We start from the raw sequence: 25,474 nt of genomic DNA, 5'->3' as shown, positions 1-25,474 counted from the left end.
TTGCGCTGAGCCTGCTGCGGAGCAAGCGCCCGGAGCATTGTGCCGGCCGGGACCGTTTCGTTTTCTCAAGGCCGTCTGGACGGGATTGCTGGAAAGGGTGCAACCATACGACGGAGCCATGCATCCTGCCTCACACGCTGATAAATCAGGACTTGACTCCGTACCATGGTACGGAGGGTAGTATCACCGGCATGATAGCCTTACCGATCAGCAAGGCCGCACGCGCGGCCGGTGTCAGCGTCGAGACGATCCGCTTCTATGAGCGCGAGAAGATGATCGAGCAGCCGCCACGGCCGACGGGCGGCATGCGCCGCTACCCGCCGGACATCATCGAGCGCGTGCACTTCATCCGCGAAGCGCAGCAACTCGGCTTCACCTTGCGCGAGGTCCGCGACCTACTTACCCTTAAGACTGACCCGGCCTCGGATTGCGCTGAAGTTCGTAAACGGGCGGCCGCCAAGCTCGACGAGGTCAGGCGCAAGATCGAGCAGCTCCAGCGCATCGGCGACGCCTTGCAGTCGCTCATCGCTGCCTGCCCGGCCCACGGCCGCCTCGAGGTCTGCACCGTCATGAGCGCTCTGGCCGGGCCGCAGGTGCCCTGCGACGGCACCTGCGACACCAGCTCCAACCTCAGAGGAGATGCCTGATGTCGGCCTCGATAGTTTCCGGCGTCGATCAGCGCGAGCGCCTGCTTCGGGTACTTGCCATCGCCACCTTCATCATCTTCTTCCAGGCCTTCATGGTCGCGCCGATCATTCCGCGGTTGGCGGCGACCTTTGCGGTCTCGCCGCAGGAGGCCGGCCTGGTCGTCCCGGCCTATCTCATTCCCTATGGGGCGGCGACGCTCGTCTATGGTCTGCTCGGCGATCGGTTCGGACTTTGGCGCATCATGGCCGGATCGCTCGCTGCCTTCTCGGTGCTGACCCTGCTTACCGCCACGGCTTTCTCGGTGGAGACGCTCGCTTTGTGGCGGGTCCTGACCGGGCTGGGGGCCAGCGGCGTAGTGCCGCTCGCGTTGGTGCTCGTCGGTCGCCTGTTTCCGTACGAGAGCCGCGGGCGTCCGCTCGGCTGGCTGTTCGGCGCCATGGCCGGCGGCATGGCGTTCGGCTCGACCTTCGGCGCATTACTCGAACCCAATATCGGCTGGCAGGGGATCTTCATCGCTGTAGGGGTGGTCGGCGCGGCGGTGCTGCTAGCGCTTCTCCCCTGTCGTGAGATTATCGCTGGCGCCGCGCAACCGGTCGCTGGCGGCCTCGCTGTTCTGTTTCGTGGGTATCGCGAGCTGCTGGGCAGCGAGCGTGGACGCCGCACCTATGCATATGTCTTCTTGAATTCGATCTTCCACTCGGGCGTGTTTACCTGGCTCGGGCTCTACTTCGAACACCGTTACAGCCTCGGGCCGGTGGGTATCGGCCTGGCGCTGCTCGGCTATGGGATTCCGGGCTTCCTGTTCGGACCGATCATTGGCCGGCTCGCCGATCGCCGCGGCCGCGGCCGGCTTCTTCCGATCGGCCTCGCGATCAGCGCCATCTTAAGCGCGGTGATGATCCTCAATATGCCGCTTGTTCTTGCCGCGCTGGCTGTGACGCTGCTGTCGCTCGGCTATGACATGACGCAGCCACTGTTCGCCGGCATCGTGACGACGCTCAGCGCGCAGCGCCCCGGGCAGGCGATGGGCCTGAACGTGTTCATGCTCTTTACAGGCTTTGGGCTGGGCAGCCTTCTCTTTGGCGAGCTTCTGCGTCTCGGCTTCGGTGCGGCGCTGGGGCTGTTCGGGGCAGTCGAGTTGGCGCTGGCCCTCATTGCCATTAAACTCTTCCGCGCCGAAGCACCTGTTACGCCCCGATCAACGGGAGCACGCGTATGAGGCATCGACGGCATTGGACGCGGTTTCACCGCGACCAGCAGGCTGGGCGCTCGCTGGGATGGGCGGCCTCGCCGCGGCCGTCGGCGTGGCGTCTTGCTGTGCACTGCCAATCCTGCTCACGGCGGCGGTCTCAGCTCCGCATGGCTTAGCGGGATCGCAATGGCGACGGCGCCATACCGCGATCTCCTGTTGTGGCTGAGTGCGCTCAGCCTCGCCGGCGGTGCGCTGTTACTCTGGCGGATGCAGCGTTCGGCCACTGCCTGTGGCTCAGGCCGTGTCTGCACACCCGGATGGCTGCGTCTTGCCCTGCTGATCGGGCTGATCTCAGGCGCGATCCTGCTGTGGCTGGGTTATTCACAGTCAATAATAGTCGGTGAGCCTGATTCGTCGGACCGAACCGTCCGCCAAGGTCAGCGAAACGACGGCACCCGCTGGCCGGTAGCGCCATCGCCAAAGCCGCGAGCGCGTATAGCTGGGACCGACAGGCTCGCCGTCGATCGCTACGATCTGCTCGCCTGCCTTCCAATCGTCCCGCTCCGCCGGACTGCCACTTGCGACATGCACGACTGTCAAACCGCTCGATCGCGAAGCGACACCAAGGCCCGTGCGATCCTTAAGAAGCAGATTGTGGCGGCTCCGCTTGGGTTTGCGCAACCATAGCCGCGAAGCGGTGATATCGATCACGACGTCGAACTGTGCGATCAGCGGGAGACCGATATTCGCGACCGCGCTGGTCGATAGCCAGTTCTCAACCACGGCAGAAGGAACGGCAGCGACAGGTAACCCTACCAGGGCGACGGTATCCATCATCGCCGCCTTCGCAACGTGCATTCCCTCCATTCCGCCGATGGCGACTGTGGATACCTTGCGGTGGTCCAGCAGATGGTGATCGCCGACGAACGCGCTCGAAATCATGAGCGCGATTCCGCTCCCCATATCCAGAATCATCGGCGCGGGAGGAAGACCATCCAGGGATGCCGAAACCAGCAACTCGTGAGCTGTGCCGAGCTTGAGCGGTAGCACGCTCCATCCATTGCCGCCTGCGAACGAACCAGTCGGCACCAAGGCAAGACGGGCCTCCGCGAAATCGAGCGCGAGGGCACGATCAGCAAGCATATCTAATCCCAGCAACAGATCGATCGGCCGGCCGAACGCGGCAGATGTGGTCGAGAGATCGGATATGACGACCATGGGCAACGAGCGAGGTTGGCCATCCAGAGTCAACTGAACGTCATGTGCGATCTTCACGACCGTGCGGCCGCTAGTCGCGCGCACCCGAGCGTCCGTTCCGCTAATGGCCAATCGCGAGGCAAGCGTGCTGCTGAGCACCGACACCGCACTCCCGCTGTCGAGCACCGCATCGACATCCAACGAGCCCGCTTGTGCCCGCACAATGATCGTGTCGTCGGTTGCAAGTTCGAAGGGTGTCCAGCGCGGCGCGCTCGCAAATCCGCTCCAGATCGTCTCGGAAAAGGTCTTGCCCCTTATGCTCTTGATGCTGCCTGCCGAAAGGGAAGACGCGATGCAGCCTATGCCGGCGAGAACGAGCCGACGTGAAATAGCTGGTGCCGTCGTCAGTTCCGCCATCGTTTCGTTTCACCCATGCTAGCGCCGGCGTCCGACGGACTCACCGAAGTTCCGCGCCCCGCCCCCGAGGCCAATTCGATCTAGCTATGCTTTGGTCGTAACCTGCCCCCGATCCAGGAAGCGCGCCCCGCAGGCCCACCTCATCATCCGAGCACTTCCAGAAGACGGGTATCTTTTTGCCAGTCATAATTCGTTCTCCTTCGCGGCGCTCGTCGACAGAGGCATGGTAGGGCGACCGCCAAAGAGTCCAATGCGGAGCAGGTGACCAAACGCCTTCGCGTTCGACGCCACGATTGCGGCCGCGAGCGCGAGATACCCCCAAGCCATCCATGTCAGACTGGCAATCGTCCGCGCTTCATCACCCGTAAAGCGGAGCGCCAATGCAATCTGGATGACGAACAGCCCTGCGAGGGCGAGTGCTCCCCAGAGGCTTAGCTTAAGCCTGAGCAGCAGGGCGATACCGAGAAGCGACTGTGCTGCTGTCAGGAAGAATTCTTCGTGCTGGCGGGCATCGAGCGGCAGGGCTACGAATTCGCCGGCGCCAAGGCTCATCGCCAACGGCAGCATGCCGACCAGTAAGGTCCATTGGTTGATCTTGTCGGATATCATTGTCGTGAGCCCGTTCGCCGCACGTCCGGACAGAACAAACAGCACCGCGATTGTCACCGCCGGCGCTTCGCTGGCAAGCGGCGCCAGCCATTGAATGAGCAAAAACTCATCAAACCCAAGCCGTCGGCCGGAATCGATCATCGCTTCGGCGAACGGCTCTGCCGATACGAGGATGATTACGGCGGCGATGATCGTCAGTCCCCCCATGGAGAGCCACTGCTGCGCTGACGAAAGCGTGGTCAGCACAGCTGCCGGGCCGGGTTCATCCTCTTCGTCCTCTTCCGCCTTGGGAAGATGGCTGACCCGCCAGACATAAGCCGCGAACACCCCGATCAGCACGACAGTGTCAAGGATCCCAATCTGGTCGCGGAGCAGGATCATAAAGGACCAAATGCTACCGATCAGAAGGAAGATGATTTCCACGGCATTTAATGGCGCCAGGTCGATTCGGCGTGTGCGCGTTCGAAGCCAATGGAGCAACACCAGCAAAGGCCACGCAAGTCCAACCAGCAGGCGGTTGGCTCCAGTCATATTGGCGGCGGCGTAGTGAACGTAATTAGACGCGGGGTCCTTTCCCGCAGCGAAAGCATAGTAAAAATCAACCGCATATTCGGGAAGCACCGTCACAAGGGCTATTGCAGCGATGATGAGTCCCTGGCCCACCCGTTTCTCGGCTGCCTCGGCGCCCCATGACAGCATGAAGCCTCCTGCCAGGATTGCGAAGCCAAAGATGGCGGCATCGAGCAGCGGATCGGGTCGCCAGCCCGCTGTACGCAATGCGACGGCCGGAATGGCTGTGATTAGCGCCGCGCCGAAATACGCGAAAAACCGACCAAAAGTAGCCTCCGCCCGGTCTGTCGTTTGCATCGTAAAGCTCCTCAATTGGCGCTAAGGTCAAATTTATGGGACTTAAAAACGAGCACCGCATCAGAGTCTTACGTTCGGCGCGTTATTCGTATCCAACTGAATATTGACTTCTTGCTATTGCCGTTGGCGTTTATGCAAAATTCCAAATATTCGCCGATCAGGCGAGTCGACCCAGTGCGACAACCGAGATGAGAAAAACGCCGAGCGCGCCTCGATAGATCACGAATGGCCAAGCCGAAAAGCGCTCGAGCACGCGCATCAGACCCCAGATTGCGAAGAATGCCGAGACGGAGGCCACAACGAGCCCGACCAGAAGAATGGACCAGCCATCAAAAGACAGATGAGCTTTGTGAAGCTCCCACAGTTCCTTGAAGCCGGCCAGAGCGATAGCCGGCAGGCCAAGCAGGAACGAAAACCGCGCTGCCTCTTCCCGTTCAAAGCCGAGCGCAAGCGCAGCGGTCAAGGTAGAGCCCGAGCGCGACACTCCTGGGATCAGTGCGCCGATCTGCGCGATGCCCACAATCATTGCATCGACGAGGGACACATCGTCGAGTTTTCGTCGGTGACGGGCGTAGATCTCCGCAAGCGCGAGAAGGATGGCCATAATGATGCAAGCCCAGCCGATAACTGAGAGGGTCCGTAGCGGAGAACCGCATACGTTCAGCGTCGCCGACAAGGAGAGGCCCGCCATGCCGATCGGGATAGTTGCAAGGCCAATCCAAACAGCGAAGCGAAAATGCCGGTCCCGGAAATCCCGATGTGCAACAGCGCGAAGGGAGTTCGTGGCCAATTGGCTGACGTCACCCCAAAAATAGCTGATGACGGCCACCAGCGCTGCGAGCTGCATGGCGGCCGAGAAAGCCGAGCCCGGATCTTGCCAACCTAGCAGCGCAGGCACGATCCGCATGTGCGCCGTCGAGGAGATCGGCAGTAGTTCGGTAATCCCCTGGACGACTCCGAGCACCGCCACCTTAGTATAGCCTAGCGCCACGAATCCGGTGTCGACGCCCTGCGTACAAGCTGCGGTCATGCAAGGCTCCTCTGATGTGCGATCGGCGGCTCAAAGGGGTTGGGGAAGCGTTCGCAGCCCGCACATCGGGGCAGACGCTCAAGCCGACTGTTGCGCGAGCAAAGCAATCCGTTCAACGCTGTGCCCCGAACCATGTTAGACGCATGGATGAGCGCCATCGTCAGCGCCTGGCACGGCTCGACCGCTTCTGAGTGAGGATCAACGACTCCGTCGGCCAAAATGAGCTTGCGATGAGCAGGACTACGCCGCTCACTATCATCGCATCTGCCATGTTGAAGGCGGGCCAATGCCAGCCGCCAACGTGGAAATCGAGGAAATCGGTTACGGCACCTTGACGCATCCGGTCCAACACATTGCCGGTGGCACCGCCAGCAATCAGACCGAGACTGATCGTCTCGGATGACCTTGTCGTTCTCAGGGCCCAGACGATAAGACCGACCACGATCACCAGCTTGATACCGGCAAGCACCATTGGGCGATCAAGGAAGAGCTCACGGAACATCCCAAAGCTGACACCCGGGTTGAAACCAAGTGTCAGATTGAAAAAGGGCGCGATTTCGATCGTGTGCGGCGGCACCATCACCAGATTGATGATCAGCCATTTCGTGACGACATCGACCGTAAGGGCAGCAGCGAGGGCACCACCGGCCAATGTAGCTCGTCTTGTCCATCTCGGGTCCGCCACAATCAATCAGTCCTCATTGCTTAGCCGCTCTCCGCGGTCACTATCCACGCTGGCTCGAATTCGCACCGAAGGGGACTCTGGGCTACGCCCGCGGGGTTTCGGCGATCGCACGGGCTTGATGCCGGTGCGCCGCAATTCCGAGACCCTCGGAAGGGCCACCTCGCTGAGTGCTGGCCTGATCCCGGTTGAGCAGACGCAGGCCGTTGAGAACAACCAGCAGCGATGCGCCGACATCGGCCGCGATGGCGCCCCACAGGGATGCAAGACCAATCACCGTCAGAGCTGTGAACAGCAGCTTCACGGCAATTGAGAAGCCAACGTTCTGCCGGATCACCGCGAGCGTCGCGCGCGAATGGCGCACCAGCCAGGGCAGCTTCGAGAGGTCGTCCGACATAAGGGCCACATCAGCCGTTTCGATAGCGGCATCGCTGCCCATGGCCCCCATTGCGATACCGAGATTTGCACGTCCCATCGCGGGCGCGTCGTTGACACCATCTCCGACCATAGCGACCGACCCATAGCGCCGCACCAGAGCTTCGACCGCAGCGACCTTGTCGCCTGGCAGAAGTTCCGCCTGGACCTCATCAATGCCGGTCTGCTGCGCAATCGCCTCCGCCGTTGGCCGATTGTCTCCCGTAAGCATCACGACGTGTTTGACGCCGGCGCGGTGAAGCGCGGCAACGATGTCCTTTGCTTCCGGTCTCACGGCATCAGCGACGGCTATGAGCCCCCAGACATCCTCTTCATCGCCGATTGCTACGATGGTGCGACCGGCACTCGAAAGGGCATCGGCCCGCTCCAGAACCATATCCGAGCTGACACCCCGCTCCTCGATATAGCGGCGCGAGCCAAGCCAGACCTGGCGACCGGCCACACGACCGGTAACGCCTCGGCCCATTATCGCCTGGACACTCTCGGCAGGTTCCGTGGCTATCTTGAGTTCGATCGCCTTCGCAAGGATGGCGTGCGCAATCGGATGCTGGCTACGTGCCTCCAGAGCTGCGGCCAAGCGGAGAAGCTCCGTTTCGCTGCGGCCATCGAGGGGCACGATCTCGACCACCTGTGGTCGTCCCTCGGTGAGCGTGCCCGTCTTGTCCATAGCGACGGCTTTGAGGTGAGCAGGTGTTTCAAGATGGGTGCCGCCCTTTACGAGGACGCCCTGCTTCGCCGCTCCGGCGAGCGCCGCGACGATGGTTACGGGCGTCGAGATCACCAGAGCACACGGGCAAGCGATCACGAGAAGCACGAGCGACCGGTAGAACCAGACATCCCAGGCGCCGCCCAGCAGCAGAGGTGGAGCAAGAAAGACCACAATGGCGAGCGCCATCACGACGGGCGTGTAGATGCGGGCGAACTTCTCAACCCATTGCTCACTCGGCGCGCGCCGGCTCTGAGCCGAGCCAACCATTCGGATAATCTGCGCCAGCGTCGTATCGTTCGCCGCCTTGGTGGTTACGACATCAAGTGCGCCTTCGCCGTTGATGGTACCTGCGAAGACCTCGTCGCCCTGTGCTTTGAACAGAGGGACGCTCTCGCCGGTGATCGGGGCCTGATTGACCTCGCTCTCGCCGGCGGCAATTCGGCCATCCAATGGCACCTTGTCGCCCGGCCGGACGATTATGTGCGTTCCGACCCGAATCTCGGCCGCCGGGACATCACGCTCAGAGCCGTCTTCGAGCCTGACGCGGGCGGTCGGCGGAGCGAGTTCCATGAGGGCCGCAACCGCTCGGCGCGCGCGGCCGAGGCTCCAAGCCTCCAGCGCCAGAGCCAGGGCGAAAAAGAATGAAACCGTGGCCGCCTCGAACCAAGCTCCAATACCGATGGCGCCCGCAACGGCGACCGTCATCAGCAGATTCATGTCGGGACGCAGCCGCTTGGCGGCGAGCCAGGCCTTGGGCGCGACATAGCGCGCCGCGAGCAGCACTGCGAGCGTGTAGAGGATGACGCTTGGCAGAGGGGTGGAACCCAAAGCGTGTTCGCCGGCCTCGAATGCCGCAATGACACCTCCTCCGAGCCACGCATGAACTGCAAAGCCTAGTGCGGTGAATACACCGCTTGCTGTCGTCAGCCACGATTGCACGCGCCTACGCTGCTCTTCGGCATGTGCGGCTGCGCTGGAGTCCCCTTCGGTCCACGGCTCAGCTTTCAGGCCCGCGTGAGCGACTGCCTTCTCAATACGTGCCTCGAGCGCCGGATCGGGTGTCATGTCGATCGACATGCGCCCATTGAGAAGATCGAACGCGAGCTTGTTCTCTCCGACGAGTGGACCAACTTCTCGCTTCAGTGCCGCGATCTCGTCGGCACAATCCATTCCATGAATCCGGAATACGACTTGATCGGACAGGTGGGTCGGGATCGGCGGGCTGACGGCCTCCTGCACCTCTGACGAACAGCCGCACGCGGCTCCGTCCTGAGCTGCTGCCGGCTCGGTCGCGCCAGGCGGAATCGCTGGCGGCGACCATCGCTCGGCACGCATGCCGGTTCGCGCCACAGCATTTTCGATCATGTCGGGATCGGACGGGTTCTGCGGGCTCACGGTCATCAAGCCTCGCGCGGTGTCGAAGGCGAGCCTGTCCTCGCCGACAAGCGGCCCGAGTTCCCTGGAGAGCGTTGCCACCTCGTTTTTGCAGTCGAGTCCATGAATGCGGAAGAGCATTGCTTCCGCTTCGTTGGCAGCAACTAGCGAGGCGCGCATCCCAGCCTCTGCGATGCACCTGATTATCTCGTCAGCCGTCGCTTGCCGCTGTGGCGCGACCGTCATCATTCCTTTGCTGGTGTCGAATGCCAGCCAGGCATCTCCTCCCACGAGTGGCGCGATTTCCCTCTTGAGGGCCGCGACTTCGTTCTGGCAGTCCAGTCCGACAACCTTGAACAGCAATGCCGATTCGAGACGTGGCCTCGGCTCCGCCAAAAGATGCGCGCCCATACCGGTGGCAGCAACGGCTGCCGGAATAAGGTCAATCTTTGCGGCATCGTCATGTCGCACCGACATGACGCCCGCTCTGGTATCAAATGACAGCCTGTCCTCTCCGACGATTGGCCCCAAGGCAGCGCGCAGTGCACGAACTTCGTTCTGGCAATCCAGACCATCGATCTTGAAGCGCCATATACGCGTTCCGGCCGTGTCCAATTCGTCAGCTTTCATGGTATCCTCGGGTTTGCGCCGGTCAGCTCGGCTCTGAGCTTCGTCCATGCCGGAGGAGGCTTCTACACCCTGTAGTCGCTACAGAATCAAGGGCTTTCAGAAAAAGGCCGCAAGCGCCGAAACCATGTGCTCAGCTGGCTATGCCGTTTCTCCAAACGCGCGAAATGATGACGGCCAGTGAGATGACGAAGGCGATCAGGCCGGGGATCCCCGTGACCACAAATCCGAATGCGCGTCCGCCGGCACCCTTTGGGTAGCCGCGTAGGAAGCTGATGCGGCCGATAGCGAACAGGACGACCGTGGCGACGATGAACGGCATCGCCGGCGCGCCGACCAGCAGGATGAACGCGAGCAATATGAAAGTGGTCAGCACGAACTGCTCGAGTGTGTTCTGGAGGAAAGCAAGGGGGACAGCGATCTTGGGACTTGGCGGGGAATAGGCCGATCCCTGGATGTCCTGGGCCGAATAGCGCCGGAGGGTCGATACCATGCCGAGCCCGGCCATGACCCAGACGAGCAGGAACAGCACGGCCACGGCCCAGAAAGTCAACCGCGACTCCAGGTCTGCCTCGGGGAATTGGATGAGCCGCGGGAGAAAGACCTGCGCGGCCCCAAGTACAGCTGCGCAAAACACAACGCCAACGGTCGCGTTGCGATAGACCTTGCGCTGTTCCTGCCTGAGCTCGGTTTCGGTTGCAGGGATCTCCGCCATGTCAATTCTCCCGGACATTTCGGATTACGAATCTCGAGCGCGGCAGCGCCGGAAGCCAGCCCCAGTCGGTGTCGAGGCCCTGCTCCGGTACGTCGTAGCGGATGCGGCGGGTCAGTATCTCCACGGCCTGCCTCATCAGTGCAAGCACGATCCACTCGCCCGGGCAGCGGTGGTTGGCATGGTCGCCACCGCCCTGCGGAAACCTTTCCAATCTCGCAGGGCTTGCAGGCGCAAGATGCAGGCCCACGCTCGTCATCTTCTACCCCATGCAAAGTAGATGAGCAGAAGTAGAATGATCGCCCAGACAACAGCGGCGATCGTGTTCAGTCGTTGGCTGTAGGCGATGCCAAAGAGAGTGAACTGAATGCCCGCCGCGGCTAAACCCCCATGGGTGAGCGCCTGGTTGGCTGCAAACCCAGCGAAGAATTTTGCGACCTCTTTCTTGCCGCCTGCCATTGCCGTTCCTCCTACCCGATTAACCCACGTCAAGCCCTTTCCAACGGAATGACCTCCCGGAACTTGCCGCCCGCTGTCTGCTCGGGCGGCTCGTCGGCGCGCTGTACGGCAACGTGACCCAGTTCGTGATCTGCGAGGACACGCTTCAATTCCGCCTGTGCCTTTTCCCAAATGGCGTCACGATCGGCGCCAGGCTGGGGCATGAAACGGACGCGCAGGCAATCGGGCGCCATCTGCACGATCTGCGACAGCGCGACGCCCGCTATGCCGTCGATCTCGAACGCCAGCGGCGGGATCGCGACCTGCTCCCCGCCTTGCGTCGCAAAGCTGAGGACTTCGGCGGAACGGCCTTCCACCCGGATTGCCGGCAGGGGATTTCCGCACGGACAAGGGTCGGGTCGCTGAACGACGCTGTCGCCAAGGTCGTAGCGCAGGATCGGCTGCACGCGGTTGGCGAGATTGGTGAGCAGAACCGTGTGCGAATGCTCCCCCGGAGCCACCCGGCGGTAGCCGGCGTCGACTGGTTCAAGAATGGCCCAGTCGGCATCGACGTGCAGCCACTCGTACTCGCAGCTGTAGCTCAGGAAGGGGCACTCGCTGGCGGCATAAGTGTTGCCGACCTTGGCCCCGAACGCGTTCGCGATCTCGTCTTGGTCGTCCGGCGAAAGTCCTTCCGCAAAGGACACGACCAGAACCGGCTTGATCTTGAGGCGCCCTGCCTTTTGCTCGTTGGCGAGGAGCCGGGCGGTGCTGGCGTAGGCCGCCAGAATGGCTGGCCGAAAAGCGTTCAGTCGGGGAACGAGCTCCGTCACGGGCATGTGCACGGGCATCGGCAGGAATCGCTTGCGCCCCCTGGCGGACCGTTGGGAGCGCGCGGCAGGAATGCCCGTTGGGGTATGCCCGGGCGCGACGCTGAAGGCCGCTCGACTGCCACCACGCACGATTCTCACAAAATCGCCAAACCCGAGCCAGGCGGTCATCGTGCGCAGGGCCATTGCCGAGACCACGGACATCGTCCGCTCGTCCGTGAGGAACAGGCCGGGTCTTCCCGTTGTCCCCGAGGTGCCACCCACCGTGTAGCGTCCGAGGAAGCGTTCGCCGACGCGGTCCGGATCGGCGACCAAGGCACGGACCTTCTCGAGCGTCACCTCCCGGTCCGCGACCCAGTCGTCGAAGCGCCCCATCAGCCTCTTCTTGTCGGTGACGGGAAGCTGCTCGGCACTTTCTACCCGCTCGGGCAGATCGCGATACAGCTCACGATAGTAGGGGGAGCGAGCACGGGCGTGGGCCACGATTTCAACGAGGCGCGCGCGCTGCCGCTGCGCGATTGCGTCGGCGCCCTTCTTTTGTGTGCGCCAGGCGTCCCAGATCAGGCTTACGACATCCTCGGTCATCGTCGTTCTCGGTTCACAGGCCTCGGGTCAATTGCTACACCTACCTCCTGTAGCCACTACAGAATCAACCCCGATGATCATTATCGAAGACATGATTGATCTGTGCCCCCGCGGGCGGCCGATGCCGCTTAGCTTTGCCAGCATCCAGGCATCGACAAGCTATGAAGATGAGATCGGCTTATGAGCTTCTATTCCATCTATCAGCAGGGCTTCGTCCGCGTTGCGGCCTGCACGCCAAAATGCGAGGTCGGCGATCCCACCTACAATGTCGCCGAGACACTGACGTTGGCCCGAGATGGCGCAGGTCAAGGCGTGGCGCTCATGGTCTTCCCAGAACTCGGCCTTTCGGCTTATGCCATTGATGATCTTCTTGGGCAGTCGGCCCTGCTGCAGCGCGTGGAACAGGCCATCGGAGAGGTTGTCCTTGCAAGCCGCGAACTGTCGCCCGTCCTGCTCGTCGGTGCGCCGCTGGAGCGGGAGGGACGGCTCTACAACTGCGCTGTCGCGGTGCATCGTGGGCGCATTTTGGGCGTGGTTCCGAAGGGTCACCTGCCGAACTACCGCGAGTTCTACGAAAAGCGCTGGTTCGCATCCGGCCGGGATCTGAAGGACGCGACAATCGAGATTGCGGGGCAGACGGCACCGTTCGGCATGGACATGATCTTTGCGGCCGAGGACCTGCCAGGCTTCGTGTTCCACATCGAATTGTGCGAGGATGTGTGGGGGCCGGGGCCACCCAGCGACTTCGCCGCCCTGGCTGGCGCATTGATCCTGGCGAACCTCTCGGCCAGCAACATCACCGTTGGAAAGGCCGAAACACGCCGACTGCTCTGCGCGACCCAATCGGCAAGGTGCTGGGCCGCCTACATCTATTCCGCTGCCGGTCCGGGCGAGTCGACGACTGACCTTGCTTGGGACGGCCAGGCCTGCATCTATGAGCTCGGCGCGCTCCTCGCCGAGACCGACCGCTTTCCGCAGGAATCGCAGATGGCAATCGCAGACGTTGATGTCGAGCGGCTCAAGCTTGAACGCCTGCGCACCGGTACGTTCAACGAGGCGGCGATTGCCCAGAATATGCCGCAAAATCGGTTCCGGCGGATCGGCTTCCGATTCGACCCGCCGATGGCCGATCTTGGGCTGCGCAGGGCCGTCGCACGTTTCCCCTACGCTCCGGCCGATCCCTCGCGCCTCGATCAGGACTGCTATGAGGCCTACAGCATCCAGGTGCAGGGGCTTATGAAGCGGCTGCAGGCCACGGGCATTTCGCGTCTCTGCATCGGCGTATCAGGCGGCCTGGACTCTACTCACGCGCTCATCGTGGCCGCCAAGGCATTCGACCGGCTTGGCTGGCCCCGGTCCGACATTCTCGGCTTCACCATGCCTGGCTTCGCGACAGGCGACGCCACCAAAGCAAATGCCTGGGCACTGATGCGCAATCTCGGAGTCACCGCCGAGGAGATCGACATCAAGCCGCTAGCGCAGACCATGCTGGCGGCTCTGAAGCACCCGTTTGCACTGGGCGAGCCGGTCTACGATGTGACGTTCGAGAATGTGCAGGCGGGCTTGCGCACCGACATCTTGTTCCGCGCAGCCAACCAGCGAGCGGCAATGGTGCTCGGCACCGGCGATCTCTCGGAGATCGCGCTGGGTTGGTCGACCTACGGCGTCGGCGACCAGATGAGCCACTACAACGTCAACGCTTCGGTGCCCAAGACACTCATCCAGCATCTCATCCGTTGGGTGGCGCAATCGGACGCCTTCGACAAGAAGACCAGCCGCACCTTGCTCTCGGTCCTCGACACCGTGATCTCGCCGGAGCTGGTGCCGGCAGAAGCTGACGGTGCCGTGCAAAGCACCGAAGAGAAAATCGGGCCATACGAGCTGCAGGATTTCACTTTGTTCTATTTGACGCGCTACGGCCTGAAACCGTCAAAAATCGCATTTCTGGCCTTCCACGCTTGGCGCGATGCCGCCACCGGCGCCTGGCCGCCGCAATATCCGCACGAGCGCCGCCGCGCCTATGATTTAGCGACAATCAAGTCCTGGATGGAAGTGTTTCTCTACCGCTTCTTCACGATCAGCCAGTTCAAGCGCTCGGCGTCGCCCAATGGACCAAAGGTGACTGCAGGCGGCTCGCTCTCGCCACGCGGCGACTGGCGCGCGCCATCCGACGGCAACGCCCGACTTTGGCTGGAAGAGCTCCGCGCCAACACGCCGTCGGACTGAACCAGTGCCCGCTCCTGGACTCGCTGCAGGTACGCCCACTTCCTGTCACGCTTGCTTCCGATCATTCGGGCTTCAAATGCCAGTGGCTGCTTGCTATACCCGCTCCTGTAGCTGCTACAGAATTGATTGCGATGATCACGATCGGGGTCTTGTCCAAGCGCACGGGCGTCAACATCGAGACGATCCGCTACTATGAGCGGATCAGGCTCATACCCCCTCCTCCCCGGACCGACAGTGGACGACGTCTCTACGGCGCAGAAGACGTTCGACGCCTTACATTCATCCGCCATGCCAGGGATCTCGGTTTCGACATCGCGGCTATCAAAACGATGCTCGCTCTGCAGGAGGAGCCCGACGCATCCTGCCAGCAGGTGACCCAGATCGCCGCCGATCAGCTCGAAGCCGTCGAAAGCCGGATCCGTCGCCTACTCGGGCTTAGGACTGAGCTCACTCGGATGATCAAGGAGTGCGACAACGGCAAAGTCGCGACTTGCCGGATTATCGAAGTTCTCGCTGATCCTCCCGGTCATTCGAACGGCCCATAACGTCTCGAGCACCAAGATCGCGACGCCGCAGACAATTGCCGCATCAGCGAAATTGAACGCTGGCCACTCGTGGTCCCATGCGTGAATATCCAGATAGTCGCCAACAGCACCAATCCGAAGACGGTCAAAGACGTTGCTCAGGGCCGTCCCCGAGTATGGCTCCGAGGGCCAGCGCTGGCGGCCGCCTGCTTGTCCGCCACTCGGCACGCAGCACGATGATACCCGTCACGATAGCCGCCGAGATCAGGGGACGACCGGAGAACCACCCGCGAAGCTCCCTAACGAGATGCGTTCATTGAAGCGTAAGCGCTGTTCTGCCCCCACCTTGCGCGTGTGAAGCGTAGCGCCGAGTTTCCGCGCCCTGATTGGGCTGGAGTGCGCTGCGACTATGATAATCTCGGGTGATGATCCTGTGAGCAAGGGCGCGCAGCGGTTCGAGGTGTTTACGGGCGCGGGCAAGCGGCGAGAGTGGCCGCCCGAAGTGAAGGCCTCGATTGTTGCAGAGTGCTATTCGGGCCGGGACGGGGTCAGTGCCGTGGCTCGCCGGCATGGGCTCGATCCCTCTCAGGTTTACGCCTGGCGGCGGGATTTGCGGAAGCAGCTTGAGGCTAAGGGGGGGATCCTGCCTTCGGAAGAGCCGGAAGCGGTCGCGTTCGTGCCTGCCGTAATCGAGCCCAGCGCGGTGTCCGATCCTGCTCCCACGCGGCGTCCCCGCCGTCGACGTCGCACCGCAGCTGCAGCTGTCGAGCTGGAGATCGACGGTGTGGCAGTGAAGATCGGCCGCAGTGCCGACGTCGGTGTGATTGCCGCGGTGATCGAAGCGCTCAAGGCGACGCGATGATAGGACCTGGGGCTGGCGCGCGCGTGATGGTCGCGACGCGCCCGGTGGATTTCCGCAAGGGACCTGACGCCCTGGCCGCGCTGGTCGGAGCCGAGTACGGCGGCGATCCCTATTCGGGCGTGATCTACGTGTTCCGGGCGAAGCGTTCGGACCGGATCAAGCTGGTCTGGTGGGACGGCACGGGCCTGTGTCTGATGGCCAAGAAGCTCGAGACCGGTGGCTTCAAGTGGCCGGGCATTCAGGACGGCGTGATGCGCCTGACCTCGGCACAACTCGGTGCCCTTCTGGAGGGTCTGGACTGGCGCAGAGTGCATGGTGGACGCCGTCCCATTGTCCCGCAGATTGCCGGTTGACGGGGCCTTCGCCTACTGATTCACTGCCTTCCATGCTCATGGAAGCGGACCTCCCCGACGACGTTGAAGCGCTGCGTGCGCTCGTCCTCGAACAGGCCCGCGAGCTCGATACGCTCAAGGTTTTCCAGGCTGAGGTGGAACGCCTGAAGGCGATCATCGAGGCTCTGCAGCGCCACCGTTTTGGACGCCGGTCAGAGCAGCTCGATCCTGATCAGTTCGAGCTTGCCCTGGAAGAAGTCGAGACGGCGTTGGCCGAAGCCGAGCATGCCAGGGACAAGGCAAGCCGGACTCCCGCCGAGCGCCCCCGCAAGAGCAACCGCGGTTCGCTCCCAGCCCATCTCGAACGGATCGAGCAGATCGTCGATGTCGAGGACAAGGCCTGTCCGTGCTGCGGCGGCGCGCTCCACCAGATCGGCGAGGATGTAGCCGAACGCCTCGACGTCGTGCCCACGACCTTCCGTGTCCTCGTCACCCGCCGTCCGCGCTACGGTTGCCGCTCGTGCGAGAGCGCCATTGTGCAGGCCCCGGCACCGGCGCGGATCGTCGAGGGGGGCATTCCCACCGAAGCGCTGATCGCCCAGGTGCTGGTCGCCAAGTACGCCGATCATCTACCCCTGTACCGCCAGGCGCAGATCTACGCTCGGCAGGGTGTTCAGCTTGATCGATCCACCCTGGCAGACTGGGGCGGACGGGCAGCTTGGTATCTGCGCCCCTTGCGCGATCACATCCTTGAGCGATTGCGACGATCAGAACGACTATTTGCGGACGAGACTACGGCGCCGGTGCTCGATCCGGGGCGTGGGCGAACCAAGACCGGCCAGCTATGGGCCTATGCCCGCGATGACCGACCTTGGGGCGGCGATGATCCGCCGATGGTCGCCTATGTCTATGCAGCCGATCGCAAGGGCGAACGGGCAGAAGCGCATCTCGGTGATTTTGCAGGTATCCTGCAGGTCGATGGCTATGGCGGCTATGCCGCGCTCGCCAGGCGCCGCCAGCAGATCAGCCTCGCTTTTTGCTGGGCACACGTCCGGCGCAAGCTCTACGAGCTGGCCGACAGCTCGCCGGTGGCAACGGAAGTGCTGCGCCGTGTCGCTTTGCTCTATGCCATCGAGGATGAGGTGCGAGGATTTTCGGCGGAGCAACGCCGGGCTGTTCGCCATGACCGCAGCCGCATTATCATCGATGATCTTCGCCAGTATCTCGAAGCCCGCAATCGCCAGGTCAGCGCCAAAAGCAAGCTTGGCGAAGCGATCCGCTACGCGCTCACCCGCTGGGATGGGCTGTCACGCTTCCTCGACGATGGCCGCATCGACCTCGACAGCAACACCGTCGAACGCTCTATCCGGCCCCTCGCGCTGAACCGCAAGAATGCCCTGTTCGCCGGTTCCGACGAAGGCGGCGACAACTGGGCGGTGATCGCCACGCTCATCGAAAACTGCAAGCTCTCCGGCATCAACCCGCATATCTGGCTGACCGATACGCTGACCAGCCTGGCCAACGGTCATCCGGCAAACGGCGTCGCCGAACTCATGCCTTGGACCGCCGTGGGCTGAGAACACCGCTTACATTGAAGCCGAGCCGCACAGTGAAAAACGGGGCGATGGACGCGCCCACGCCAGGCGCGAGATTGCTCAAGGCGATCTGCTTGGCGACTTGGGTCCAATCGAAGGGCGAAAGCCGCTGTCGCCAGGCCGATGACTTGCGGAACGCCTCGCGTCTCGCGTCACGCTGCGCGGATCGCGCGGTAGAGCGAGATTGAGCCGCTCAGCGTTGGAATGACGAGCGTTTCCTCCACGTCGCAGAATCCGGCTGTTTGCATCAGCTCCGGTAAAATCCCATCGGCGTTCGGTTGAGTATTCCCGTGACCGTCGAGGTTCTGAATGATTGCTCTGAAGAAGCCCCGCATGAGCGGCGTGCGCTGGTGACCATAGTCCGCAATATGCACCTCGCCGCCGGCTCCGAGCGCGGCGTACATCGCGTTGAGCGCGGCCACCTTCTCTTCCATCGGCACCTGATGAAAAACCAGGCTCGACACAATCTTTGTCGGCCGGCGTCCCTCCAGCAACTCAGCCGCTTGCCGCGCGAAGCCGATGCGCAGCTCAGCCGAGAGTCCCGCGGCGTCGATTTTCTTTCGCGCACGCGCCAATACCGCGGAGTCAGGATCAATCCCTATGAGCCGGGCGGACGGCACAGCGTTCCCCAGGCGCATGAGAAACGATCCTGTGCCGCAGCCAACATCGACGATTACATCATCCGCTCTCGGACACACCTGCTCGACGAGAGCGCGCCTCCATCGACCCTCGCGTGTGAGCACGGCTACCCCAACGTCGTAGAACGGGGTGAGCCAGTGGTGCCCGGCGGCAGGCGTGTAAGTCAGGTCAGACGGCACGGAGTTTCCCTCGGCTTTCCGTACTATTAAATCCTGTAGTCCCTACAGATTCAAGCGTGAATCGCCGCGGAGACATCCGAGTGTCGCAACCCATCAGTTTGATTAGCCCCGCCGTGCAAAAGATGCCGGCGATTCTACCCGGCCCGATTCTCAAGCCTCGCGAGCCGCGAAATCGGTTTTGCAAACTGCGAAGCGTTGCACAGCTATGCGTTGGCGCAATGCTAGCGCTGCAGGCGATGTCGTCAGGTCTCCCGCACCGCGCCTCTGCCATTGAACCAGAAGCCCACCATTAGAATTGCCAAGACGACGAACTGGGCCAGTATTGTCTCGGTTGTAGGGAACAGTCCGAGCATCTGGATGCGCGGTACACCCGTTAGCGGTATAACTCCTAGAATTCCTGCCTCCTGCAGACCCGCAATTCCCTTTCCGGCAAGGACGACGGCAAGGATCGCGATGAGAATGGCGCTCCATGAAAAGAACTGGGTGATCGGCAAGCGCGTACTGTAGCGGAGCATGATCCAAGCCAGCACGGCGAGCAGCGCCGCAGCCGCGCCCGCACCGCTCAGCATCGCCAAGCCATTTCCCTGGGCCCAGAGGGCGGCATAGAAAAGGATGGTCTCGAACACTTCCCGATAGACGACGACGAAAGCCAGCAGGAAGAGGAACCAGCCTGAGCGCCGGGACAAAGCGTGCGTCATCTTGTCCTTGATGTAACGCTGCCATGCCTCCGCGTTGCTCTTCCCGTGCATCCAGATCCCCACCGTCAGCAGGATGATTGCAGCGAACAGCGAGCCGAAGCCTTCGGTAAGCTCCCGCGAAGCCCCGCTGACACTGATGAAATAAGTGGCGATGAACCAGCTGGCTACGCCGGCAGCAAGGGCCGCCATCCATCCGCCGTGAACGAAGCCGAGCACTTCGGTCCGCTCCGTCTTCCGGAGGAAGGCGATCATTGCGACTACGATCAGCAATGCCTCAAGTCCCTCACGCAGCAGGACGCCGAATGCGCCAAGAAAGCTTGATGTGCTGCTTGCGTTTTCTGGCGCGAGCGCGGCCTCGGCATCGCCGAAGAGGCCCGCGAGCTCCTGATTGGCGGCTTGCACCTCAGCGAGCGGGCGCGCCTTGCCGATGGCCGCCCGAAGTGCCCCCATCGCTTGTTCGATCTTCGCCATCAACGCCGGATCGCGAGCGGCGAGCATCGGTTCCACTGGCTCGAATCCGTCGAGATAGGCGGATAAGGCAAGATCGGCGGCTGCCTGCCGATTCCCGGCCGCATAGGCTTTGAGGCTCGCGTCGAGACGTTCGCGGGTGAGCGCGAGCGAACCGGTAGCGCGCGCCGTGACCGAGTCTGGATGACGGCGCAGATAGGCAGTCACGGCCTCAGCCTTGCCAGGACCGACTTCGGCGGCCAGCGACGCTGGTGTTGCGCCAACGAACGCCGCCATGTTGGGATATCTCTGACGGAGCGAAGCGTCATCGCGCCACAGCCTCTGGCCCTGTTCTACCCCCGACTTCGGGTAAGCGAAACTGCCGACATAGAATGCCAGCGCCCAGCGATCTTGGTCGGGAAGCGAATCGAAGCTGGCCATCGCCGTGCCGTCGAGGCCTTGGGTGATGACCTGATAAAGGCCAAACAAGCTGCGTTGATCGGCGCGAACCTTATCGCTGAACGCGATCGGCGGTGGATCAAGCCGCACCGAACCCGGTCCATGTCCATCGCCCGTTACGCCATGACAGGATGCGCAATTCTGGGCGTAGAGCGCAGCCCCGCGCGCGAGGTCGGGCGGCGCCGTCGGGGCGAGCGGCACGGGATAGGCAGCAAGCAAGGCGGACGCGAGCGCCCTTGATTGCGCGGACACTGCAGCGGGCGCCGCCTTGGCTGCGATCGCCGCGCGCAATGCCCTCGTCTGACGCAACAGGTCGGATTTGCCGCCCTTGTCGGGCAAAGATCCGAGCCTGGTTTCTACCTGGCCCGCGAACTCCACCATCTCCGCATATTCGGCCTCGCTTTTCACGCGCCCCCCAGAGACCGCACCGGCATAATCTACTGCGACATAGTCGAGCAGCCGCCACACGGTCTGGACGTCCATGTCGCTCGCAATCGCCTGACTCGGCACGATTTGCGATAGAATGGCGGAAAGCAGCAGTAGGAGCGTATGACGCCACGGATTTTTAGTGCCTCTCATACGGGGCGAACAGGACGATGGGAAAGGCGCATCTACAAGCCTCTAGTTGAGAATCATTCGCATAATATTCCTGTAGTCCCCACAGGATCAAGCGCCAATGCGCACCATTGTTGGATTAAGTGGCTAAACGGAGATTCTTCCTCTCACTGACTCGAAGCTGCGGGCTCGAAAATTCGGATCAAGCGCGTCGCGCCTCGCGCCGAGACGGCGCCATGCTGCTCGCGTAATTGCCTGCGCGACGCTGCGCTACAGGTGTTCGCCGCCGATCGGAAATTTCCCGCCTACATCTCGAGGCTTCGTTGCTCTCGCGCTGGTGTTTGCCCGGAAAGGAAGGCAGGGCTTCAGGTCGCCGGGCTCATCGACAGGACGCGGTAGCGCATATGTGAAGGCTGTCGATGCGCGGCACCTTACCGTCGCTACAAACCCTGCTGGTCCAATTTCTTGCGCTAGCGGTTCTCTGGATCCAGTTCCGTTACAATGGAAGGAAACATGCAGTGCACTCGGCCGCCGAGTAAGAACGGGTCTCGACCACGCTGGCCGAGCGCGTTCAACCTGCATCTGAAAGCGTATCGATCAACGGGCACCCGGCGCTATCGCCCCCGTCACATGCCCGCACGGTTTCGTCGAGAACGCGCTCCATGCGTTGCAGATCGGCGAGGCGCGCACGGACGCTGTGCAGATGCGAAGCGGCGATCTCGCGGGCTTCCGCACATGCCACCTCGCCTTCGGCCGCAATCCCGAGCAGCGCGCGGATTTCGTCGAGCGTGAAGCCGAGCTCACGAGCACGACGGACGAAGCGAAGACGGCGGACATCTGTCGCGCCGTAACAGCGATAGCGGCCGCGACGGGTCGCCTTGGGCGTAAGGCCGATCCGCTCATAATAGCGGACCGTCTCGATGTTGCAGCTTGTTTGTCGCGACAGTTCGCCGATCGTGATCACCCCGCTGGCCGTCATGCGTCACTCCCGGAAAAAAGAGCTTGAGTCTGTAGTTGCTACAGACGGTACGACCCAGACATGACCGGTTCAAGGAGTCGTTGATGTCGATCAACCCAGGCGATGCTACGCGCCTCGTACGCGCGCGGGGCGCTGTTGCATTGACGCTGGGTGGTATCGTCGCCGCCTTCGGCGTGGCGTCTTGCTGTGCGCTGCCAATCCTGCTCACGGCGGCGGGCCTCAGCGCTGCGTGGCTCAGCGGGATCGCAGTGGTGACCGCGCCATACCGGGATCTTCTCTTGTGGCTGGGTACGCTCAGCCTCGCTGGCGGCGCGCTATTGCTCTGGCGGATGCAGCGTTCGGCCATTGCCGGCTGCTCAGGCCGTGTCTGCACACCCGGATGGCTGCGTCTCGTCTTGCTGATCGGGCTGATCTCAGGCGCGATCCTGCTATGGCTGGGTTATTCCTATGTCTGAGCGCCTGCCCCGGCTCCAATCGACGCTCACTTGCCCGCATTGCGGGTTCGTGAAAACCGAAACCATGCCGACCGACGCGTGCCAATATTTCTACGACTGCACTGGCTGCGGCGCGATCCTGCGACCCAGGCGCGGTGATTGCTGCGTCTTCTGTTCCTATGGTAGCTTGCCATGCCCGCCAATTCAGCTCGAAGGCAAAGATGCGGGTTGCTGCGGCGACGGCTAGGCCAGCGTGCTTGTCAAACGTCCCTGGCGATCCCCGGGCGCTGGGGTGATGCCGACTGATGCCACACTGGCCAGGCGCTGCGCAGGACCTTGACGGCCGAGCGTAGGAAAATGGCGGCAATAGCCGCGCCCACGATGATGTCCGGCCAGGGCGACGCGAATAGGCCGACCAGCGCGGCGGCGACCAGTACTCCGACATTCGACGCGACGTCGTTGCGCGAGCATTCGAAAGTACTGCTCATGTTCACATTGGCTGTGCGGAAACGCCATAGAAGCGCCAGACAGCTGAGGTTCGCGACGAGTGCGACCGATCCCACCGCCAGCATCAGACTGCTCGAAGGCGGCACGCCATGGATGATCTTTATCGCCAACTCGGCCAACACGGCGATCCCAAACCCGAGGATGATGAAGCCCTTCGCCAAGGCTGCTCCAGCCTCCCACCGCGGTCCCCGCGAAAGCGCGAACAGGCTCAGCGCATAGACGAAGGCATCGCCAAGCATATCGACCGAATCCGCCATCAGCGCCGACGAACCGGCAACGAGCCCGCCCCCGAACTCAAAAAGGAACATCACGGCGTTGATGATGAGAACGATGATGAGCACGCGCCGCTGATCACGCTTGGCCGCGAGCCTTGCGAGTTCACTTCCCTTCTTTGAGCAACAATCGTCCACCTGAATACATCCTCGACTCGAGCAATGGGCAGGATTATCCACCCTGCACCAACTAGAGGGTCAAGCAATCGTTGCGCCTGGCAAGCTCGCCCATAAGCCGGGCCATCTCGAGGGCCACAGGTAAGGCGGTTCAAACATGCTGCTGATCGGTGAACTTGCCCGGCGGACGGGAACGAAGGTGGAGACGGTTCGCTTTTATGAGCGCGAGGGGTTGCTCCCAGCGCCCAAGCGTACTGCTGGAAACTATCGGGCTTATTCCTATCGACACCTCAACCGGCTTTCCTTCATTCGCCGTGCGCGCGATCTCGGCTTTACATTGGACCAGGTGCGCGAGCTTCTCGACCTCGCCGATGACACGAACCGGTCCTGCGCGGCCGTGGATGCGATCGCGAGCACGCATGTGGCGGAAATCGACCACAAGATTGCGGATCTGAACGCGCTTCGCGAGGAACTGGTACGCCTGCTTGACCAATGCGAGCAGGGCACGATCGCCCACTGCCTTATCCTCGATGCGCTCGCGCCGGCTGGTCTTGAAGGACAGAACACCGACGCGACGTTTCAGCGCCGGACCCCGGACGAGAGCAAATGACAATTTCAAGTGGTCGAGGCTGGATCGGCTGGCCCGGGGTTCCAATGGCGCTGCTCTCGGCGACGCTTTTCGGCGCGAGCACACCGCTTGCCAAGCTGCTGCTAGGCGAAGGCATCACTCCCTGGACCCTGGCTGGCCTGCTGTATCTTGGATCCGGTATTGGTCTTTCAGCCATCCATCTGTACCGGTGCTTCTTGCCTAGCAAATCGAAGGAAGCGCCGCTCCGTCGCGGCGACTTGCCCTGGCTCATGCTCGTGGCCCTGTTCGGCGGTATGCTTGGTCCGTTTCTGCTCATGCTTGGACTTGCATCGACTGCCGGTTCCACCGCTGCGCTTCTCCTCAATCTCGAGGGGCTTGCGACAATGGCGATTGCCTGGCTGGTATTTAAAGAGAATGTCGACCGGCGGCTGCTGCTCGGTGCCGCTACGATTCTGGCAGGGGCGATTGTTCTCTCCTGGACCAGTGGTCCGGGCGGCTTCAGCCTGGGGGCGCTCGCGATCGCCGCCGCCTGCCTTTGCTGGGGGATCGACAACAATCTGACGCGCAAGCTTTCCTCGGCCGATCCAGTCCAGATCACGGCCATCAAGGGCATCGTTGCTGGTAGCGTGAATCTTCTGCTCGCGATTTTCGCAGGCGCCTATCTCCCGACCGTTCCAACGATGCTCACCGCCAGCCTTCTCGGATTTTTTGGCTATGGCGTGAGCCTCGTCCTGTTCGTGCTGGCGCTACGGCATCTCGGGACAGCCCGGACAGGCGCCTATTTTTCAGTTGCACCGTTCATGGGCGCTACATTGGCGATCGCGCTTCTGCATGAACCGATAACCCTGCAACTCGTGGCGGCTGCCGGATTGATGGGACTGGGGGTCTGGCTGCACCTGACTGAGCGCCACGATCACGTTCACAGCCATGAGGCGATCGAGCACGAGCATAGCCATATCCACGACGCACATCATCAGCATGCGCATGGGCCGGAATGCCCAGTGGGTGAACCGCACAGCCACCGGCATCGTCATGAGCCGCTGATCCATGGTCATCCCCACTATCCGGACTTGCACCATCGACACGCTCACGCACGAGCATCGGATCCGGAAGACAAGCTCAACGAGCATATTGCTCATTTGCCGCACCGGTATCAGGCTTAGTGATAAGAAGTTTCTATTTGGAACCCTTGCCTCTACTCAATGTTCAACATTGTGTGATTGCAGTCATCGTTAAGTACGAAGTCATACGCGATCAACGATTGCAAAGATTCAAAGTCAATTCCGACATACATACACGTTTATTTGGACGTTTTTCGAGTGTTTTCGTAAAAATGCTCGATGTGATACCATAACATCTGCAAATCGGAAGATATACATGGTGCGGATTGGCGAAGGTTACAATTATCTCTTTCCTTCCGAGAGCAATGGCGATAGGGCCTCCATATATGAAAGGGCTGCTCGCGCTCATTGTCAGTCTTTTTGTCGCCGCCGGCCTGGTGGCGTGCTCGATGGCGCATGCGGCGGAAATGGGCGGTGGCCGGAGTGCTGTTGCTTCGTTGAACGGCTGCCTCGACGTGCCCAGCGAAGCCAAGGACGGTCTTGACCAGGGTAAAAGCTCCTCAACGGAAGATGGCAAATCGCAGGTGAAGTTCCACGCTTGCCATTGTCACCATATCGGCGTGCCGGTTGAGCCTGCGGTCGATAAA

Annotated in this window: 26 protein-coding genes; 12 read left to right on the top strand and 14 right to left on the bottom strand. The window is 62.0% G+C overall.

Annotated elements, in window-relative coordinates; translation table 11 throughout:
* The first annotated feature begins 191 nt into the window (after nucleotides 1–191).
* Nucleotides 192–647, top strand: a complete 456-nt coding sequence (locus AC3WT0_RS09850; RefSeq protein ID WP_492753347.1) for a MerR family DNA-binding protein — start codon at nucleotides 192–194, stop codon at nucleotides 645–647.
* Complete coding sequence (locus AC3WT0_RS09845; RefSeq protein ID WP_492753346.1) at nucleotides 647–1,867, top strand: MFS transporter; 1,221 nt, start codon at nucleotides 647–649, stop codon at nucleotides 1,865–1,867. Before AC3WT0_RS09850 ends, AC3WT0_RS09845 begins: the two co-directional genes overlap by 1 nt.
* Nucleotides 1,868–2,227: 360 nt before the next feature.
* Here the strand turns inward: AC3WT0_RS09845 and AC3WT0_RS09840 are convergent, their stop codons facing one another.
* The 9 genes from AC3WT0_RS09840 to AC3WT0_RS09800 form a co-directional block, all read right to left on the bottom strand.
* Nucleotides 2,228–3,454 (bottom strand): aspartyl protease family protein, encoded by a 1,227-nt coding sequence (locus tag AC3WT0_RS09840; RefSeq protein ID WP_492753345.1) that lies wholly within the window; start codon nucleotides 3,452–3,454, stop codon nucleotides 2,228–2,230.
* Nucleotides 3,455–3,637: 183 nt separating this feature from the next.
* Nucleotides 3,638–4,930, bottom strand: a complete 1,293-nt coding sequence (locus AC3WT0_RS09835) for a calcium:cation antiporter family protein (protein ID WP_492753344.1) — start codon at nucleotides 4,928–4,930, stop codon at nucleotides 3,638–3,640.
* A 157-nt stretch (nucleotides 4,931–5,087) separates the two neighbouring features.
* A complete protein-coding gene (uppP, locus tag AC3WT0_RS09830; RefSeq protein WP_492753343.1) occupies nucleotides 5,088–5,960 on the bottom strand; it encodes an undecaprenyl-diphosphatase UppP in 873 nt (290 codons plus the stop codon).
* A gap of 160 nt (nucleotides 5,961–6,120) precedes the next feature.
* Nucleotides 6,121–6,612: a signal peptidase II gene (lspA, locus tag AC3WT0_RS09825; protein WP_492753342.1), complete on the bottom strand. Its 492-nt coding sequence runs from the start codon at nucleotides 6,610–6,612 to the stop codon at nucleotides 6,121–6,123.
* A gap of 115 nt (nucleotides 6,613–6,727) precedes the next feature.
* The gene (locus tag AC3WT0_RS09820; RefSeq protein ID WP_492753341.1) at nucleotides 6,728–9,790 is read right to left on the bottom strand and encodes a heavy metal translocating P-type ATPase; all 3,063 of its coding nucleotides are present in this window, start codon (nucleotides 9,788–9,790) and stop codon (nucleotides 6,728–6,730) included.
* A 130-nt stretch (nucleotides 9,791–9,920) separates the two neighbouring features.
* Nucleotides 9,921–10,502: an MAPEG family protein gene (locus tag AC3WT0_RS09815; protein WP_492753340.1), complete on the bottom strand. Its 582-nt coding sequence runs from the start codon at nucleotides 10,500–10,502 to the stop codon at nucleotides 9,921–9,923.
* 1 nt (nucleotide 10,503) lies between these two features.
* Nucleotides 10,504–10,758, bottom strand: a complete 255-nt coding sequence (locus AC3WT0_RS09810) for a hypothetical protein (RefSeq protein WP_492753339.1) — start codon at nucleotides 10,756–10,758, stop codon at nucleotides 10,504–10,506.
* Nucleotides 10,755–10,958, bottom strand: coding sequence for a hypothetical protein (locus AC3WT0_RS09805; protein WP_492753338.1), 204 nt, complete (start codon nucleotides 10,956–10,958; stop codon nucleotides 10,755–10,757). Before AC3WT0_RS09805 ends, AC3WT0_RS09810 begins: the two co-directional genes overlap by 4 nt.
* Nucleotides 10,959–10,987: 29 nt before the next feature.
* Nucleotides 10,988–12,352 (bottom strand): hypothetical protein, encoded by a 1,365-nt coding sequence (locus AC3WT0_RS09800; protein WP_492753337.1) that lies wholly within the window; start codon nucleotides 12,350–12,352, stop codon nucleotides 10,988–10,990.
* 180 nt (nucleotides 12,353–12,532) lie between these two features.
* On the opposite strand from AC3WT0_RS09800, the gene AC3WT0_RS09795 reads away from it, so the two are divergent.
* Both AC3WT0_RS09795 and AC3WT0_RS09790 read left to right on the top strand, forming a co-directional pair.
* Nucleotides 12,533–14,578 carry an NAD(+) synthase gene (locus AC3WT0_RS09795; protein WP_492753336.1) on the top strand — a complete coding sequence of 682 codons (2,046 nt, stop codon included), beginning with the start codon at nucleotides 12,533–12,535 and terminating at the stop codon, nucleotides 14,576–14,578.
* Nucleotides 14,579–14,709: 131 nt separating this feature from the next.
* On the top strand, nucleotides 14,710–15,123 hold the full coding sequence (locus AC3WT0_RS09790) for a MerR family transcriptional regulator (RefSeq protein WP_492753335.1): 414 nt from the start codon (nucleotides 14,710–14,712) through the stop codon (nucleotides 15,121–15,123).
* On the opposite strand, the gene AC3WT0_RS09785 is transcribed toward AC3WT0_RS09790, so the two are convergent.
* Complete coding sequence (locus AC3WT0_RS09785) at nucleotides 15,004–15,330, bottom strand: signal peptidase II (protein ID WP_492753334.1); 327 nt, start codon at nucleotides 15,328–15,330, stop codon at nucleotides 15,004–15,006. The two genes, AC3WT0_RS09790 and AC3WT0_RS09785, sit on opposite strands and share 120 nt — an antisense overlap.
* 205 nt (nucleotides 15,331–15,535) lie before the next feature.
* Between AC3WT0_RS09785 and tnpA the strand changes: the two genes are divergently transcribed.
* The 3 genes from tnpA to tnpC are packed head-to-tail and all read left to right on the top strand — an operon-like array spanning nucleotide 15,536 to nucleotide 17,873.
* Nucleotides 15,536–15,964 carry an IS66-like element accessory protein TnpA gene (gene tnpA, locus AC3WT0_RS09780; RefSeq protein ID WP_492753333.1) on the top strand — a complete coding sequence of 143 codons (429 nt, stop codon included), beginning with the start codon at nucleotides 15,536–15,538 and terminating at the stop codon, nucleotides 15,962–15,964.
* Between the two features lie 26 nt (nucleotides 15,965–15,990).
* Nucleotides 15,991–16,317 carry an IS66 family insertion sequence element accessory protein TnpB gene (gene tnpB / locus AC3WT0_RS09775; protein ID WP_206434212.1) on the top strand — a complete coding sequence of 109 codons (327 nt, stop codon included), beginning with the start codon at nucleotides 15,991–15,993 and terminating at the stop codon, nucleotides 16,315–16,317.
* Between the two features lie 32 nt (nucleotides 16,318–16,349).
* A complete protein-coding gene (tnpC, locus tag AC3WT0_RS09770; protein ID WP_492753463.1) occupies nucleotides 16,350–17,873 on the top strand; it encodes an IS66 family transposase in 1,524 nt (507 codons plus the stop codon).
* A 170-nt stretch (nucleotides 17,874–18,043) separates the two neighbouring features.
* Here tnpC and AC3WT0_RS09765 read toward each other — a convergent pair whose 3' ends face one another.
* The 3 genes from AC3WT0_RS09765 to AC3WT0_RS09755 all read right to left on the bottom strand — a co-directional run bounded on the left by AC3WT0_RS09765 (nucleotide 18,044) and on the right by AC3WT0_RS09755 (nucleotide 21,847).
* Nucleotides 18,044–18,634: a class I SAM-dependent methyltransferase gene (locus tag AC3WT0_RS09765; protein WP_492753462.1), complete on the bottom strand. Its 591-nt coding sequence runs from the start codon at nucleotides 18,632–18,634 to the stop codon at nucleotides 18,044–18,046.
* A 317-nt stretch (nucleotides 18,635–18,951) separates the two neighbouring features.
* The gene (locus AC3WT0_RS09760) at nucleotides 18,952–20,796 is read right to left on the bottom strand and encodes an FTR1 family protein (protein WP_492753332.1); all 1,845 of its coding nucleotides are present in this window, start codon (nucleotides 20,794–20,796) and stop codon (nucleotides 18,952–18,954) included.
* Between the two features lie 643 nt (nucleotides 20,797–21,439).
* Nucleotides 21,440–21,847: a MerR family transcriptional regulator gene (locus tag AC3WT0_RS09755; protein WP_492753331.1), complete on the bottom strand. Its 408-nt coding sequence runs from the start codon at nucleotides 21,845–21,847 to the stop codon at nucleotides 21,440–21,442.
* An 83-nt stretch (nucleotides 21,848–21,930) separates the two neighbouring features.
* Here AC3WT0_RS09755 and AC3WT0_RS09750 point away from each other — a divergent pair, with 83 nt between their 5' ends.
* Nucleotides 21,931–22,302, top strand: coding sequence for a mercuric reductase (locus AC3WT0_RS09750; protein WP_492753330.1), 372 nt, complete (start codon nucleotides 21,931–21,933; stop codon nucleotides 22,300–22,302).
* Nucleotides 22,295–22,528, top strand: a complete 234-nt coding sequence (locus AC3WT0_RS09745) for a GDCCVxC domain-containing (seleno)protein (protein WP_492753329.1) — start codon at nucleotides 22,295–22,297, stop codon at nucleotides 22,526–22,528. The genes AC3WT0_RS09750 and AC3WT0_RS09745 overlap by 8 nt, the downstream gene beginning before the upstream one ends.
* Before the next feature lie 13 nt (nucleotides 22,529–22,541).
* On the opposite strand, the gene AC3WT0_RS09740 is transcribed toward AC3WT0_RS09745, so the two are convergent.
* Entirely contained in the window at nucleotides 22,542–23,240 is a 699-nt protein-coding gene (locus tag AC3WT0_RS09740) for a cation efflux transmembrane domain-containing protein (RefSeq protein ID WP_492753328.1), read from the bottom strand.
* 94 nt (nucleotides 23,241–23,334) lie between these two features.
* Here AC3WT0_RS09740 and AC3WT0_RS09735 point away from each other — a divergent pair, with 94 nt between their 5' ends.
* The 3 genes from AC3WT0_RS09735 to AC3WT0_RS09725 form a co-directional block, all read left to right on the top strand.
* Entirely contained in the window at nucleotides 23,335–23,787 is a 453-nt protein-coding gene (locus AC3WT0_RS09735; RefSeq protein WP_492753327.1) for a MerR family transcriptional regulator, read from the top strand.
* A 44-nt stretch (nucleotides 23,788–23,831) separates the two neighbouring features.
* Complete coding sequence (locus tag AC3WT0_RS09730; protein WP_492753326.1) at nucleotides 23,832–24,929, top strand: DMT family transporter; 1,098 nt, start codon at nucleotides 23,832–23,834, stop codon at nucleotides 24,927–24,929.
* A 284-nt stretch (nucleotides 24,930–25,213) separates the two neighbouring features.
* Nucleotides 25,214–25,474 (top strand): hypothetical protein (locus tag AC3WT0_RS09725; protein WP_492753325.1); only part of this gene is annotated, 261 nt, incomplete at its 3' end.

The sequence above is a fragment of the Sphingomonas sp. EU05-FHT14C10 genome (assembly GCF_058790595.1).
Note: the sequence above shows the minus strand (reverse complement) of the source record. Positions and strands in the feature narration are given on the sequence as shown.